Genomic DNA, 14346 nt, shown 5'->3' on the forward strand with positions numbered 1-14346 from the left:
GTTCCGCCATTTTGCGGGCGAAATGCCGGGGCGGGGCTTTTTGTGGCAGGACCGTGTTCCATCTGTTCCAAGCTGTAGGATTGCCGCCTGATGAGTGAAGCGACCAGCGCCATCCCCGTAACCGACCCCTTCGCCCTGTTCGAGGAGTGGTTCGGCGAGGCCAGGGCGAGCGAGCCGAACGATCCCAACGCCATGGCGCTGGCCACGGCGAATGCGGACGGCATGCCATCGGTGCGCATGGTACTGCTGAAGGGCCACGGCAGCCAGTGGGGTGAAGGCGGCGGCTTCGTGTTCTACACCAACGCCGAAAGCCGCAAGGGCGAGGAAATCCGCGCCAACATGCGCGCCTCGCTGCTGTTCCACTGGAAGAGCCTGCGCCGCCAGATCCGCATCGAAGGCCCGCTGACCGAAGTGACCAGCGAGCAGGCCGACGCCTACTTCCATTCGCGCCCGCGCGTCTCGCAGATCGGTTCGGCCGCCAGCGACCAGTCGCGCCCGCTGGCCGACCGGCGGGTCTATCTCGACCGCGTCGCCGCGCTGGAGGAACGCTATCCGGAAGGCGACATCCCGCGCCCTCCGCACTGGACCGGCTTCCTACTGACCCCGCTCGCCATCGAGTTCTGGCGCGATCGCGAGTTTCGCCTCCACGATCGCCGCCGCTTCACGCGCGCATCGGCAAGCGAGGCGTGGTCGAACACGCTGCTCTACCCGTGAGCGAGGATCGCGCCCGCCTTGCCCGTTCGGCCGCACTGGCATCGATCAGCGTTGCCGTGGTGCTGGTCGCGCTCAAGACCTGGGCGAGCTGGAAGACCGGCTCGACCGCCATGCTCGGCAGCCTTGCCGATTCGGCGCTCGACCTCATCGCCAGCTTCGCCACGCTGACCGGCGTGTGGATCGCCTCGCAGCCGGCCGACGAGGACCACCGCTTCGGTCACGGCAAGGCAGAGGCGCTTGCCGCCATCTTCCAGGTCATGCTGATCGCGCTCTCGGCCTTCGGCATCGCGATCCGCGCCATCATGCAGTTCGCCGGCGGGCAGGGGACCGAGGCCGCGGCAGAGGGTATCGGCGTATCGCTGGTCGCCATTGCGCTGACCTTCGCGTTGCTCGGCTGGCAGCGCTACGTCATGCGCCGCACGCGCAGCCTCGCGATCCAGACAGACCATTTGCACTACAAGTCCGACCTGTTCCTGAACCTCGCTGTGATCGCGGCGCTGGCGCTCGACCAGATGGCCGGGTTGACGGGTGCGGACCCCGCTTTCGGCCTCGCCATTGCCGCGTGGCTTGGCTGGGGCGCCTTCACAGCCGCGCGCGCCGCGGTGGACGATCTGATGGACCGCGAATGGCCGGAAGAGAAACGCCTCGCCTTCATTGAAGCGGCGGCTCGGCATCCGGAGCTGTCCAAGCTCCACGACCTGCGCACCCGCACCAGCGGGCACCGCGACTTCGTCCAGTTCCACGTCGACCTGCCGGGCGACATGACGGTGGAGGAAGCGCACGACATCATCGAGCGGGTGGAGGCAGACCTGTGCCGCCAGTTCCCCGACATGGAACTGCTCATCCACATCGATCCCGAAGGCCATGTTGACGAGCCGGGCAACCCGCTGGCCGAGGAAAACGAGTTTAAGCGGCTGGAGAACGGCAAGTGACCACCATCCCATACTGGCATGTCGACGCCTTTGCCGATGCGCCCTTTCGCGGCAACCAGGCCGCGGTGATGCCGCTGGACCAGTGGCTGCCCGACGAGGTGCTTCAGGCCATCGGCGAAGAGAACGCCTTTGCCGAAACCGCCTTCATCATCCCCGATGCGAGCGGGGCAGCGGATTACGAGCTGCGCTGGTTCACTCCAACAGAAGAGGTTCGCCTGTGCGGTCATGCGACGCTCGCCAGCGGTCATGTCGTGCTGTCGCAAAGCGGCGGCGAGCGGGTGACCTTCCGCACGCGCCACGCCGGTATCCTCGAAGTGCGCCGCGCAGGGGACGGTTACGAGCTGGCCTTGCCGCTGATCCGCACCGAGCCCGGCGAATGGGCGGAGGCGGTTGCCTTTCTGGGTGCCGAGCCTGCCGAGGTCTGGCTCAGCCCGGACCGCTACGGCGTCTACCGTTTCGACACGGAAGAGGCGGTGCGCGCGCTCGACCCCGACATGCGCGGGCTTCGCGCGCTGGGGAACGACCAGTTCATCTGCACGGCGCGCGGGCGCGATACCGATGTCGTCAGCCGCGTCTTCGTGCCGGGCGGCGGAGTGGACGAGGACAGCTTTACCGGCTCGGCCCATGCGGCGCTGACCTATTACTGGAGCGAGCAATTGGGCCGCGACAGCTTCACCGCCTTCCAGGCCTCGCAGCGCGGGGGCCATGCGACCTGCCGACGCGAGGGCGAACAGGCGTGGCTTGGCGGGGCCTGCGTGACGGTGGTGAAGGGCGAGTTCTACCTGCCTTCGGCGGGGTAGAGTTCGACCACGTCCGCCAGCTGCTGCAGCATGGCCTTGCGCTCTTCGGCATTGGAATGGCCGAGGCGCACCACGGTCAGCCCCTGTTCGGGCGACACGAAGACGTACTGGCCCATGTGCCCGATCATCGAAAAGGCGCTGTGCGGCGCGCGGTCGGGGAAGAGCGGGTGCTCCGGTTCGCCATTGGGGCGGTTGAGCCAAGTCTGGAGGCCGTAATGCGGGCTCTTCGGGCTGGGCTTCACCATCTCGGCGACCCAGCTGCGCGGCAGCAGCTGCTCGCCCCGGTGCGAGCCCTTGAGGCGCATCAGCTCGCCCAGCTTCGCCCAGTCGCGTGCCGTCGCGTGCATCAGGCTGCCGCCGATCAGCGTGCCCGACCGGTCGAATTCGAGGGTCATGGAATCCATGCCCAGCTGGTCGAACAGGCGGGCGTGGAGATAGTCGCTCACCGCGCGGCGGCGCGCTTCGGGATCGCTGCTCTCGGTCAGCGTGCGCGCGGCGATGTCGGCGAGGATGACCGTGGTGTTCGAGGAGTATTCGAACTTCGCCCCGGGCTCGGCTTCGGGCGGCTGGGCAGTGGCATAGTCCGCCATGTCGTCGCGCCCGTCGAGGAAGAGCATACGCACCTCGCCGCTCTCGTAGGGCGGGTCGCCAGCCTCGGTATGCTCCAGTCCGCTGCGCATCTGGAGCAGGTGGCGCAGGGTGATGTCGGCGCGCGGGTCGCCGCTGCGCTGCCAGCGCGGGACCGGAGCAGGCGCATCGAGGCGCAGCAGGCCGTCGCCGACCAGCTGGCCGATCATCATGGCAGTGACCGTCTTGGCCATCGACCAACTGACGAACCGGGTGTCGGCATCGTAGTCCTCCCCATAACGTTCGGCCGCGATCTTGCCGTCCTTCATGACGATCAGCGCGCGCGTTTCGCCAAGGCCTTCCATGGTGAAGAGATCGTCCACCTCGCGCGCCAGCGCCTTCGCCGGAGCGCCGGCGTTCTCGGTCACCGCGGCCACCGCTTCCTCGCTCAGCGGCGGTTCCTCGGCAGGACCAGGCGAACCGCATGCGGCAAGGCTTGTGGCGGCAAGGGTAAGGACGATAAGGGAGCGCGACCGCAAATTCATGGGTCTGCACTCGCACGGGGAAACCGCTGTCGCAATGGCGAATAAACGCACTCTCACGTCCAGCCGCTGGCTGTGGCTCTTTGTCCTCGTCCTCGCGCTCGGCGGGGCCGCGTGGTTCGCCTGGGGCGAGGGCCTGCGCCGCACTTCGGAGGCAGGCACGGCCTATGGCGCGCATGTCGCCTGCTCGTGCCGCTATGTCTCGGGGCGCAGCCTGTCGGACTGCTCCAAGGACAAGCTGGAAGGCATGGAACTGGTCATGTTGAGCGAGGATCCCGCCGAAAAGAGCGTGACCGCCAGCATTCCGCTGATCGCCTCGGAAACCGCGACATACCGCGAAGGCTATGGCTGCGTGCTGAAGGAATGGGAGGGCTGATCAGCCCTCGAAGCCGGTCGTCCCGTCGATCCAGCCGCCGCCGACCACGCGTTCGCCGGCATAGATGACCGCCGCCTGCCCGGGCGCGACCCCGTATTCGGGCTGGGCGAAGCGGATGGTTGTCGCCGCCCCGCCGCCAAGCGCGCCTTCGAGCGTGACCGGTACGGGCTTGGCCAGGCTGCGCACCTTGGCCGTCAGCCCGGCGTCGGGCAGCGGGCCGATCCGGTTGGTCTCGATCAGGCGGGCAGCGGACACGGCCAGCATCGGGCGGGGGCCGACCAGCACCTGCGCCTTGTCTGCATCGATCCCGACCACGTAGAGCGGTTCCGGCTGGCCGCCGATCTCGAGCCCGCGGCGCTGGCCGACGGTGTAGTGGATCACCCCTTGGTGGCGGCCGAGCACTTCGCCGCTCTGCGCATGGACGATATCTCCCGCGCGCCCGCCTTCGGGCCGCAGCTTCTTCACGATCTTGGCATAGTCGCCATCGGGCACGAAGCAGATGTCTTGGCTGTCGGGCTTGGCCGCATTGCGCAGGCCTGCCGCTTCGGCCAGGTCGCGCACTTCGGCCTTGGGCAGCCCGCCGAGCGGGAAGCGCAGGTAGTCGAGCTGGTCCTCGGTCGTCGCATAGAGGAAGTAGGACTGGTCGCGCGCCGGATCGAGCGCACGGTGCAGCTCCACTCCCGCCGGACCCTCGACGCGGCGCACATAGTGGCCGGTGGCGAGGCAGTCCGCCCCCAGTTCGCGCGCCATAGCGAAGAGGTCGGTGAACTTGGGCCCCATGTTGCAGCGGATGCAGGGCACGGGGGTGCGGCCTGCGAGGTATTCGTCGGCGAAGGCTTCGACCACGTCCTCGCGGAAGGCGCTTTCGTGGTCGTAGACATAGTGCGCGATGCCCAGCCGGTCGGCGACGGCACGCGCATCGGCAATATCGTCGCCCGCGCAGCAGGCGCCCTTGCGCCCGGTGGCCGTACCGAAATCGTAAAGCTGCAGCGTGATGCCGATCACTTCGGCACCGCTTTTCGCGGCCAGCGCGGCGACCACGGAGGAATCCACCCCGCCCGACATCGCGACGACGATGCGGCATTCGCTTGCCGGGCGCGGCAGGTCGAACAGGCCGGCGGCAGACGCCGGTTCGAGGAGGCGGGATTCGGGCATGGCGCGCCCCATACACGGCTTGGGGGCTTGCCTCCACCATTTACCGATTTGCGCCGCAGGCGATGCTTCACGGGTTCTTTACCATGAGGGCTTATCCACAGAGGCATGTTTGAGGGGCACATCAATCGTCAGGCTTTCGTCGACGGACGTGAAAGCGAGGTTTTGCAGCGGTTTCGCTGGACCGAGCTGGTTGCGCGGCTGGAAGCGACTCGCGAATTGCGCGCGGAACTCGCACGGTCTTCGGCCGGCGGGTTCGAGGCTTTCGGGGAAGCACGCCGCGAAACCTGCGACAAAGGTAAATGCGTCGGTAACCATACTGATTTAGCGCATGGCAAAGGCGAGCCGCTAAACAGGGCAGATGCCGCAGATGGTGCGGCGCATGGCGACGAAGAGAATTAGATGATCGAGAACCAGGACATCCGCCCTGCACAGGTAATCGGCCCGCTCGGCGAGCCGCTGACCCTCAAGGATTTGCCGTCGCCCTCGACGAAGCGCTGGGTCGTGCGTCGCAAGGCAGAGGTCGTGGCAGCCGTCAATGGCGGGCTGCTGACGATCGACGAGGTCCTGGAACGCTATGGCCTCACGCTGGAAGAGTTCGCCTCGTGGCAGCGCGCGGTCGACCGTTCGGGGATGCAGGGCCTTCGCGTCACGCGCATCCAGCACTACCGCGACCTGTACGAACGCCAGTTCAAGTACTGAGGCATTACCCGCGCCTGCGGGAACCAATCGAGAATCCAGCCGCTTGCTATCTAACCCCGGGGCAGTAGTATCCTGGGTGTTCTCCGTCACTTTGCCTCTGTTTCAGGGGAGGACGACGGCAAAAGCAGGAGGATTATCAATGGGTTGGATTATTGCACTTATCGTTGGCGGCATCGCTGGCTGGCTCGCGAGCCTGGTCATGAACCGTGACGCATCCATGGGCATCTTCTGGAACATCGTGGTCGGCTGTATCGGCTCGGTGGTCGGCAATCTCATCGCCGGCCCGCTGCTCGGCATTTCCGGCAGCGTCCAGGAATTCTCGCTGACCGGTCTCGTCATCGCAATCGTCGGCGCCGTGGTGCTGCTGGGCATCGCGAACCTCGTGCAGCGCGGCCGCGTCCGCTAAACGAGAAAACGATACGAAATGCGTAAGGGGCGGCGGGGCAACCTGCCGCCCCTTTTGTCTGGCGCGTTCGTCAGGCGAGATAGCCCCTTTGTAGAGAGCGCCATTGCCCTCTCTTACAGGCAGTTCTAGGGCCGACATGCGCAGTCTTGCGGATTGTGCTTTACTCGACTAATACAGTGGTCGAGAACAGGGCTGCGACCATTCGGGGCAAAACGATGAATTACGAGGCAGGCATCAAATCCGAGATCGACGACACGTCGACCGTAGAATTCGACGAAGGAGGTAGCGTGTCGCGCCTTGCACGAAACAAGAAGCCCCTGATTATCGGCGCGATTATCCTTCTCGCGGCCGCAATCGGCGCATACTTCATGCTTTCTTCCGCACCGGCCGATCCGAACGCCGGCCAAGCGCAGGCTCCTGCCGTGAGCGTCGTCGCGCCCGGTCGGACCACGATTGCAGGTGAAATCACCGCTACCGGCACGCTTGCTGCCCGCCGCGAAATGCCCGTTGGCGTCGTGGGCGAAGGAGGCCGCGTCGTCTCCGTTCCGGTCGAGCAGGGCAGTTGGGTCCAGGCGGGCCAGGTGCTCGCCGTGATCGACCGCTCGGTCCAGACGCAGCAGGCGCAGAGTGCTGCGGCCCAGATCCAGGTCGCGCAGGCCGATGCCAATCTCGCGCAGGCCAATCTCGACCGCGCGCTCCAGCTGGTCGAGCGCGGCTTCGTGTCCAAGGCCGATGTCGATCGCCTGACGGCGACCCGTGATGCAGCCGTCGCCCGCGTGCGCGTGGCGCAGGCATCACTGCGCGAACTGCAGGCCCGTAACGCGCGCCTCAACATCGTCGCGCCTGCTGCCGGCCTCGTGCTCGAACGCAATGTCGAACCGGGCCAGACGGTCAGCGGCGGATCGCAGCCGCTGTTCCGCATCGCCAAGGGCGGCGAGATGGAAATGCTCGCCCGCCTCGGCGAAATCGAACTGTCGCGCATCACGGCTGGCGAAAGCGCCGAAGTGACGCCGGTGGGTTCGGAAAGGAGCTTCACCGGCCAGATCTGGCAGGTCGCCCCGACCATCAATGCGCAGGACCGCCAGGGTACGGCGCGCATCGCACTGCCTTATGCGCCTGAGCTGCGCCCCGGCGGCTTCGCCACCGCGCTGATCAAGAGCGGCACGATCGTCGCCCCGATCCTGCCCGAAAGCGCGATCATGTCGGATGACAGCGAAAGCTACGTCTACATCGTCGGTGACGACAACAAGGTTGCCCGCCGCCCGATCAAGCTGGGCAATGTCACGCCCAATGGCATCGTCATCCGCGAAGGCCTGACCGGCCAGGAACGGGTCGTGCTGCGTGCCGGCGGCTTCCTCAACGAAGGCGAGACGGTGAAGCCGGTCGTCGAGAAGAACTGACGGGGGCCGGCAGGTGAATTTCCGCAACATCTCCGCATGGTCGATTCGTAACCCGATCATTCCGATTATCCTGTTCATCGGGCTGATGCTGGCCGGCATCATGAGCTTTTCGGACATGGAGGTGCAGCAGCAGCCGGACATCGAATTCCCCGGCGTGACCGTGGGCATTTCGCAGCCCGGCGCCGCTCCGACGGAAATCGAGAACCAGATCACCCAGCGCGTGGAATCCGCCGTGCGCGGCGTGGAAGGGGTGAAGAACCTCAACTCCACCGCCAGCGAGGGCTTCTCCTCGACCTTCATCGAATTCGAGATCGGCCACGACATCGGCCAGGCCGTGAACGAGGTCGAAACCGCCATCGGCCAGATCCGCGGCGAATTGCCGGACGGCATTCTCGAACCGCGTGTCCAGCGCGTGCAGACCTCGTCCGAACCGATCGGATATTTCGCCATCAGCGCGCCCGACATGACGCTCGAGCAGCTCAGCTGGTTCGTCGACGATACGGTCGCCAAGCGCCTGCTCGGCATCGAGGGCATGGCCGAAGTGAGCCGTGGCGGCGGGGTGGAGCGCGAGATTCTCGTGATCCTCGATCCTGCCCGCATGCAGTCGCTCGGCGTAACCGCCAGCCAGGTCAACGGCGCGCTGCGGCAGAACAATCTCAACGCGGCCGGCGGCCAGGCGGAAATCGCCGGATCGCGCCAGTCGGTCCGCGTGCTCGGCAATGCCGATACCGCATATGCGCTCTCGCAGGTCCAGGTCGCCATCGGCGGCGGTCGCACTGTGAAGCTCTCCGACGTCGCAGAAGTGCGCGACAGTTTCGGCGAGGTCCGCTCGCTCGGCAAGATCGACGGTCGCCAGGTCGTGACCTTCAGCCTCACCCGCGCCCGCGGCGCATCGGACGTCAGCGTCTATGACAATGCGGTCGAGGAGCTGGAGAAGATCAAGGAAGAGAACCCGGGCATTGAATTCACCCGCCTGTTCACTTCGGTCGACTATACCAAGGCGCAGTACGACAGCTCCATAGCGGCGATGATCGAAGGCGCGATCCTGGCTGTCGTCGTGGTGTTCTTCTTCCTGCGCGACTGGCGCGCGACCTTCATTTCCGCGCTGGCCATCCCGCTGTCGGCCATCCCGACCTTCTGGGTCATGGACCTGCTCGGCTTCACCCTGAACCAGCTCTCGCTGCTGGCGCTCGGCCTCGTGGCGGGCGTGCTGGTCGACGATGCGATCGTGGAGATCGAGAACATCGTCAGACACATGCGAATGGGCAAGACGGCCTACCAGGCCTCGATCGATGCAGCCGACGAAATCGGCCTGCCGGTGGTCGCTACCACCGCCTCGATCGTCGCTGTCTTCCTGCCGGTCGGCCTGATGCCGGGCGTGTCGGGCCAGTTCTTCAAGAACTTCGGTCTCACTGTCGTCGCATCGGTGACCATGTCGTTGCTCGTCGCGCGTATGATCACGCCGATGGTCGCGGCCTACTTCCTCAAGGCCAAGGGGCACGCCTCGCACGGCGAAGGCCCGATGATGGACCGGTACGAGCGGCTGCTGCGCTGGACGCTCGACCGCAGCGGCGCCGACCGCGCGCGCGCCGGCATCCAGCCGGCCCGCTTCCACTGGTACTATGCATTCGGCGGCCTCGTGATGTTCGGTATTATCGCCATCGCCTGGCTCGGCGGCCTCTTCGGCACGGTCATGGTCCTCAATTCCGTGCTCGGCGGGATGACCGACATCGCATTCTGGAAGGGCCATCTCTCGATGCTGCCCGAGTGGATCTCGCAGGCGATCGGCTTCTTCATCGCCTTCCCGACGATGCTGCTGTTCCTGGCGCTGGGCTTTTTCGTCGGCTTCATTGCCGCAAAGGTCAGTGCGTTGGCGATGGGCTTTGGCTCACGGCTGTTCGGCAGCGAGTATCGCCAGTGGTTCAACATGAGGCTGGACCGCTTCGCGGCGCGCATGCGCGACCACCGCGTGTGGATGCTCGGCGTCGGCTTTGCCGCGCTGATCCTCACCGGCCTCGTCGGTGCGGCGCTGCCCGCCCAGTTCTTCCCCGATTCAGACGGCGACTTCAGCCGCGTGCGTATCGAGATGGTGCCCGGAACCACGCTCGAACAGACCGAGCGCGTGGCTGACCGTGTCGCTGCGATCGTGGGCGAGGATCCCGACGTGGAGGCCGCGCTCCAGCGCGTGAACGAAGGCAATGCCCGCCTCTTCATTACGCTGAAGGACGACCGCAAGAAGACGCAGCAGGAATTCGAACGGAACCTGACGCCTGTCTTCCAAGACATCCCGGATGCCCGCGTGACCTTCCAGTCCAACCAGGGCGGCGGCGGCACGGGCCGACCGATCTCGGTGATGCTCTCGGGTAGCGATCCCAAGACGCTGGATGCGACCGCGGCGACGCTGGTCGAGCAGATGAAGGGCGTGAAGGGCCTTGTCGCCCCGCGCATCGAGGCGGACATGCGTCGCCCCGAAATCCTCATCAAGCCGCGCCTCGACCTTGCCGCGCAGCTCGGCGTTACCACGGCCGCGCTCAGCCAGACGATCCGTATCGCGACGCTGGGCGATATCGACCAGAACGCCGCCAAGTTCTCGCTGTCCGACCGCCAGGTGCCGATCCGCGTGCGCCTGCCAGAGGAATCGCGCCAGGACATCGCGACGATCCAGAACCTGCCCGTACCGACATCGACCGGCGGTTCGGTGCCGCTTAGCCGCGTTGCCGAAATCAGCTTCGGTTCGGGCCCGACTTCGATCCAGCGCTACAACCAGAACCGCCGCATCTTCGTCGGCGCCGACCTCGAGCCGGACATGGCGAAGGGCGATGCGATGCAGGCCATCAATGCCCTGCCGATCATGCGAGACCTGCCTTCGGGCGTGTCCAACGCACCCTTCGGCGAGGATGAATGGCAACAGGAAATGATGGTCAATTTCCAGATCGCCCTGCTGTCCGGCATGTTGCTGGTCTTCGCGGTTCTGGTGCTGCTCTATCATCGTTTCGTGTCGCCGCTGGTCAACATGACATCGCTACTGCTCGCGCCGCTTGGCGGCCTGCTGCTGATCTGGGCGATCGGGCAACCGCTCTCCATGCCGGTCTTCATCGGCATTCTGATGCTGTTCGGCATCGTCGCGAAGAACTCGATCCTGCTGATCGACTTCGCGGTCGAGGAAATGGAACGCGGCGTCGAGAAATTCGAGGCCATCGTGGATGCGGGGCGCAAGCGCGCACAGCCAATCGTCATGACCACGGTCGCCATGACCGCGGGCATGGTGCCAACCGCGCTCAGCCTTGCCGGCGACGGTGCGTGGCGCGCGCCGATGGGCTGGGTCGTGATCGGCGGCCTGATCCTATCGACGCTGCTGACCCTGCTGATCGTTCCTGCCGGCTTCAGCCTTGCCGACGGTTTCGAAAAGCGCCTCGGTCCGTGGCTGCGCCAGCGGTTCCTGACCTACAAGCCGGGCGACGAGCACAAGCCCTTGCAGCCCCTTGGCGGGGAAGCCGGGATCGATCCGGCCGAGTGATCGTCGCCTGATCATGGCGGGACTTTCCACCAGGACGACCGGCGCGGGAGTGGCTCCACTTCCGCCCGACCGTGCGCGCTCCATGCGCCGCGCCGCAACCGGCATGCTGGTGCTGATGGCCGCGATCTTCATCGCTTCGAGCCGCTATCTCGATGTTCACCCGGCATGGGGTTACGTCCACGCCTTCGCCGAGGCGGCCATGGTCGGCGGCCTTGCCGACTGGTTTGCCGTGACGGCGCTGTTCCGCCGGCCACTCGGGCTCCCGATCCCGCACACGGCGATCATTCCAGAAAACAAGGACCGCATCGCCGACACGATGGCGGACTTCCTGCGCAGCAATTTCCTCACCCCCCAGGTCGTCGCGCGGCGCATGGGGTCGATGAACCTTGCAGGGGCGGTCGGCAGCTATCTCGCCGATCCCAAGGCCGCACAGGACACGCGCATCAGGGCAGGTGCGGGCGAACTCGCGGTGGAGGTTCTCGAATCGCTCGATCCCGACCGGCTCGGCACGCAGGTGCGCAGCGGTATCGCCGCGCAGCTGGAAAAACTCGAGATCGCGCCGCTGCTCGGCGGCATGCTGGACGCGATGATTGCCGACGGGCGGCACAAGCCGCTGATCGACAAGATCATCCGCTGGGCGGGGCTGGTGCTAGAGGACAACGAAGCGCTGGTGCGCGACATGGTCCACCGCCGCGCCAATGCCGTGCTGCGCTTTACCGGGCTCGACGAGCGGCTCGCCAATTCGGTCATCGACGGCCTCTACAAACTGCTGGCCGAAGTGCTGGTCGACCCGCAGCACCCGCTGCGCGACAAGATCGAGGAAGGCCTGCAGGAACTCGCCAAGGGCCTGCGCGAAGATCCCGAAATGCAGGAGCGGGTCGAGCGCATGAAGCGCGAGTTGCTGCACAACCCGGCCATTGCCGACTGGTGGCAAGGTGTGTGGGAGCGGCTGCGTTCGCGCTTGATCCGCTCGATCCGCGATTCGGGCGGGACCGGCCCGGGCTACCTCGGCGAAACGCTGGCGGAACTTGGCGCAGCGCTGCGCGATGACGAGCGGCTACAGATGCAGGTCAACCGCTTCGCCCGCCGCACTGCGGTCGGTATCGCCACGCGCTATGGCGACCAGATCGTGCAGCTGGTGTCGGAAACGGTGCGCCGCTGGGATGCGACCACGCTGACCGACCGCGTGGAAGGTGCAGTCGGCCGTGACCTCCAGTTCATCCGCATCAATGGCACGATGGTTGGCGGCCTCGTAGGCGTGACGCTTCACGCGATTAGCGAGGTGATCGCCTGATCGACACCGGCCGCCGGCCAGCCTTCTCCTTATCCAGTCACGAACAGGACAGTGTTGGCCCAATAGCTGGCGACAGGTTCACCCGCCGCATTGCGCGCGGGTGTGAACCGGCCCCTGCGGGTGAATTCCTTGCAGACGGTTTCGGGGAAGGCCGGGTCCGAATAGGAGGACTGGATGGTACAGTCGGTGATCTGGCCGCTCTCGTCGATGTCCAGCCTGAAGCGCACCGCGCCCGACAAGTCCTTGCGCAAGGCTACGGTCGGGTAATCATTGGTATTGAACCACTGCGTGATCCGCCCGACCGGTTCAGGCCCCTGGGCGATCGTGGCGATAATTTCGGGGTCGTAGCCCCAGCTCTTCACCAGGCTCGCAAGACAGTCGTCCATCGCCTTTTTTCCCGCGGCCAGACGTCCGGTTTCCAGCGTTACCTTTTTCGAGCCACCGAGCTTCATGGTGAAACTGTCGGCCAAAGCTGCAGCGTTTTCTTCTGCTGTACGGTAGGCGGTCGTATCCGCCTCCGCGTCCTCGAGCGCTTTCTGCGTGTCAGGCGGCAGGATGCTGCCCGACCACTGCCAGATCCTCTCGCCGTTCTCCAGATCACCGAACAGCGGCTGTTCGACCTCGACCTCGTTTCCTTCGCCGAAGCTGTAATGCAGCGACCTGACACGCTTGTCGTGGAGAAGCCTGCCTGAAGCGATGATCTCCATGCTCGTTCCGGGAGCATATTTGGTCATCACGAGGAAAACCTGATTTTCGCCTTCGCCGAACTTGCGCCCCAGACGGCAGGACTCCTTGCTGTAGTCGAGATTCCAGTTGCTTGCAGGCTGCAAAACCACGGGTTCCGCGGCGGAGAGCGGAGCGGCTGCAAGTTGCAGTCCGGCAAGGACAAATAATGGCGTAACGAATTTCATGGATGCGACCCCTCCTGCAAACGCTGGTGGAAGCATCATAAGAAAAGGGCGGCAATTCGCAATGGAATTGCCGCCCTTTTTTTCGTTCGTGTTCTTTTCAGAGCTTCTGGGTCAGCTCAGGCACAATCTTGAACAGGTCGCCGACGAGGCCGATGTCCGCGACCTGGAAGATCGGGGCATCCTCGTCCTTGTTGATCGCGATGATGGTCTTGGAATCCTTCATCCCGGCGAGGTGCTGGATGGCGCCCGAAATGCCGATGGCGATGTAGACTTCCGGTGCCACGATCTTGCCGGTCTGGCCGACTTGGTAATCATTGGGGACGTAGCCCGCATCGACTGCGGCGCGCGAAGCGCCGATGCCTGCGCCAAGCTTGTCGGCGAGCGGGGTGATGACTTCCTCGAAGGTCGCCGCGTCCTTGAGCGCGCGGCCACCCGAAACGATGACCTTGGCGCTGGTGAGTTCGGGGCGATCGCTTTCAGCGATTTCGGCCGAAACGAAGCTCGACAGGCCGGCATCGCCGGGGCCCGCAACGTCTTCGATCGTGGCCGAGCCGCCTTCGGCAGCGGCCTTTTCGAAGGCGGTGCCGCGCACGGTGACGACCAGCTTGGGATCCGAGGATTCGACCGTCGCGATGGCGTTGCCGGCGTAGATCGGGCGGGTGAAGGTCTTGGGGCCTTCGACCGACAGGATGTCCGACACCTGCATCACGTCGAGCAGTGCGGCGACGCGCGGGGCGACGTTCTTGCCGGTGGTGGTGGCCGGAGCGACGAAGGCGTCGTGGTGGCCCATGAGGTCGGCCACGAGCGGCGCGACGTTTTCGGCCAGCGCGTGTTCGTAGGCGGCGTTGTCGGCAAGGTGGACCTTGCCGACGCCAGCGACCTTGGCGGCCTGTTCGGCGACCGCGCGGCAGCCCGAGCCTGCAACCAGCAGGTGCACTTCACCCAGCTTGCCTGCAGCGGTGACGGCGGCAAGCGTTGCGTCCTTCATCTCGGCATTGTCGTGTTCGACCCAGACGAGAGTTTTCATAAGTCT

14 protein-coding genes are annotated in these 14346 nt (G+C 65.5%); 10 read left to right on the forward strand and 4 right to left on the reverse strand.

The features are described 5' to 3' along the window. The first annotated feature begins 90 nt into the window (after nucleotides 1–90). From pdxH to GRI42_RS11710, 3 genes are read left to right on the forward strand one after another with little or no spacing between them, the layout of a single operon-like run. A complete protein-coding gene (gene pdxH, locus GRI42_RS11700; RefSeq protein ID WP_160608658.1) occupies nucleotides 91–714 on the forward strand; it encodes a pyridoxamine 5'-phosphate oxidase in 624 nt (207 codons plus the stop codon). Further along, the gene (locus GRI42_RS11705; RefSeq protein WP_160608659.1) at nucleotides 711–1646 is read left to right on the forward strand and encodes a cation diffusion facilitator family transporter; all 936 of its coding nucleotides are present in this window, start codon (nucleotides 711–713) and stop codon (nucleotides 1644–1646) included. The genes pdxH and GRI42_RS11705 overlap by 4 nt, the downstream gene beginning before the upstream one ends. Next, the gene (locus GRI42_RS11710) at nucleotides 1643–2446 is read left to right on the forward strand and encodes a PhzF family phenazine biosynthesis protein (protein ID WP_160608660.1); all 804 of its coding nucleotides are present in this window, start codon (nucleotides 1643–1645) and stop codon (nucleotides 2444–2446) included. The genes GRI42_RS11705 and GRI42_RS11710 overlap by 4 nt, the downstream gene beginning before the upstream one ends. Here the strand turns inward: GRI42_RS11710 and GRI42_RS11715 are convergent. Then, nucleotides 2425–3558: a serine hydrolase domain-containing protein gene (locus GRI42_RS11715; RefSeq protein WP_160608661.1), complete on the reverse strand. Its 1134-nt coding sequence runs from the start codon at nucleotides 3556–3558 to the stop codon at nucleotides 2425–2427. The two genes, GRI42_RS11710 and GRI42_RS11715, sit on opposite strands and share 22 nt — an antisense overlap. A 34-nt stretch (nucleotides 3559–3592) precedes the next feature. On the opposite strand from GRI42_RS11715, the gene GRI42_RS11720 reads away from it, so the two are divergent. Further along, on the forward strand, nucleotides 3593–3931 hold the full coding sequence (locus GRI42_RS11720) for a hypothetical protein (RefSeq protein ID WP_199800460.1): 339 nt from the start codon (nucleotides 3593–3595) through the stop codon (nucleotides 3929–3931). On the opposite strand, the gene mnmA is transcribed toward GRI42_RS11720, so the two are convergent. Continuing rightward, complete coding sequence (gene mnmA / locus GRI42_RS11725) at nucleotides 3932–5086, reverse strand: tRNA 2-thiouridine(34) synthase MnmA (protein WP_160608662.1); 1155 nt, start codon at nucleotides 5084–5086, stop codon at nucleotides 3932–3934. Nucleotides 5087–5191: 105 nt separating this feature from the next. Here mnmA and GRI42_RS11730 point away from each other — a divergent pair, with 105 nt between their 5' ends. The 6 genes from GRI42_RS11730 (at nucleotide 5192) to GRI42_RS11755 (ending at nucleotide 12402) form a co-directional block, all read left to right on the forward strand. Further along, complete coding sequence (locus GRI42_RS11730; protein WP_160608663.1) at nucleotides 5192–5485, forward strand: hypothetical protein; 294 nt, start codon at nucleotides 5192–5194, stop codon at nucleotides 5483–5485. Then, entirely contained in the window at nucleotides 5486–5785 is a 300-nt protein-coding gene (sciP, locus tag GRI42_RS11735) for a CtrA inhibitor SciP (protein WP_160608664.1), read from the forward strand. Nucleotides 5786–5924: 139 nt separating this feature from the next. Further along, nucleotides 5925–6191 carry a GlsB/YeaQ/YmgE family stress response membrane protein gene (locus tag GRI42_RS11740; protein ID WP_160608665.1) on the forward strand — a complete coding sequence of 89 codons (267 nt, stop codon included), beginning with the start codon at nucleotides 5925–5927 and terminating at the stop codon, nucleotides 6189–6191. Between the two features lie 215 nt (nucleotides 6192–6406). Then, a complete protein-coding gene (locus GRI42_RS11745; protein ID WP_160608666.1) occupies nucleotides 6407–7591 on the forward strand; it encodes an efflux RND transporter periplasmic adaptor subunit in 1185 nt (394 codons plus the stop codon). Between the two features lie 13 nt (nucleotides 7592–7604). Continuing rightward, entirely contained in the window at nucleotides 7605–11108 is a 3504-nt protein-coding gene (locus tag GRI42_RS11750; RefSeq protein WP_160608667.1) for an efflux RND transporter permease subunit, read from the forward strand. Nucleotides 11109–11190: 82 nt separating this feature from the next. After that, nucleotides 11191–12402, forward strand: coding sequence for a DUF445 domain-containing protein (locus GRI42_RS11755; protein WP_160609202.1), 1212 nt, complete (start codon nucleotides 11191–11193; stop codon nucleotides 12400–12402). A 29-nt stretch (nucleotides 12403–12431) separates the two neighbouring features. Here the strand turns inward: GRI42_RS11755 and GRI42_RS11760 are convergent, their stop codons facing one another. Then, on the reverse strand, nucleotides 12432–13313 hold the full coding sequence (locus GRI42_RS11760) for a TonB family protein (RefSeq protein ID WP_160608668.1): 882 nt from the start codon (nucleotides 13311–13313) through the stop codon (nucleotides 12432–12434). Between the two features lie 97 nt (nucleotides 13314–13410). Then, the gene (locus tag GRI42_RS11765; RefSeq protein ID WP_160608669.1) at nucleotides 13411–14340 is read right to left on the reverse strand and encodes an electron transfer flavoprotein subunit alpha/FixB family protein; all 930 of its coding nucleotides are present in this window, start codon (nucleotides 14338–14340) and stop codon (nucleotides 13411–13413) included. Nucleotides 14341–14346 lie beyond the last annotated feature (6 nt).

This window comes from Qipengyuania gaetbuli, from assembly GCF_009827315.1.
Taxonomy (GTDB): domain Bacteria; phylum Pseudomonadota; class Alphaproteobacteria; order Sphingomonadales; family Sphingomonadaceae; genus Qipengyuania; species Qipengyuania gaetbuli.

Coding starts and splice junctions, on each gene's coding strand:
- pdxH (WP_160608658.1), top strand. CDS start 91: ATGAGTGAAGCGACCAGCGCCATCCCCGTAACCGACCCCTTCGCCCTG.
- GRI42_RS11715 (WP_160608661.1), bottom strand. CDS start 3,558: ATGAATTTGCGGTCGCGCTCCCTTATCGTCCTTACCCTTGCCGCCACA.
- GRI42_RS11720 (WP_199800460.1), top strand. CDS start 3,593: ATGGCGAATAAACGCACTCTCACGTCCAGCCGCTGGCTGTGGCTCTTT.
- mnmA (WP_160608662.1), bottom strand. CDS start 5,086: ATGCCCGAATCCCGCCTCCTCGAACCGGCGTCTGCCGCCGGCCTGTTC.
- GRI42_RS11730 (WP_160608663.1), top strand. CDS start 5,192: ATGTTTGAGGGGCACATCAATCGTCAGGCTTTCGTCGACGGACGTGAA.
- sciP (WP_160608664.1), top strand. CDS start 5,486: ATGATCGAGAACCAGGACATCCGCCCTGCACAGGTAATCGGCCCGCTC.
- GRI42_RS11740 (WP_160608665.1), top strand. CDS start 5,925: ATGGGTTGGATTATTGCACTTATCGTTGGCGGCATCGCTGGCTGGCTC.
- GRI42_RS11745 (WP_160608666.1), top strand. CDS start 6,407: ATGAATTACGAGGCAGGCATCAAATCCGAGATCGACGACACGTCGACC.
- GRI42_RS11755 (WP_160609202.1), top strand. CDS start 11,191: ATGCGCCGCGCCGCAACCGGCATGCTGGTGCTGATGGCCGCGATCTTC.
- GRI42_RS11760 (WP_160608668.1), bottom strand. CDS start 13,313: ATGAAATTCGTTACGCCATTATTTGTCCTTGCCGGACTGCAACTTGCA.
- GRI42_RS11765 (WP_160608669.1), bottom strand. CDS start 14,340: ATGAAAACTCTCGTCTGGGTCGAACACGACAATGCCGAGATGAAGGAC.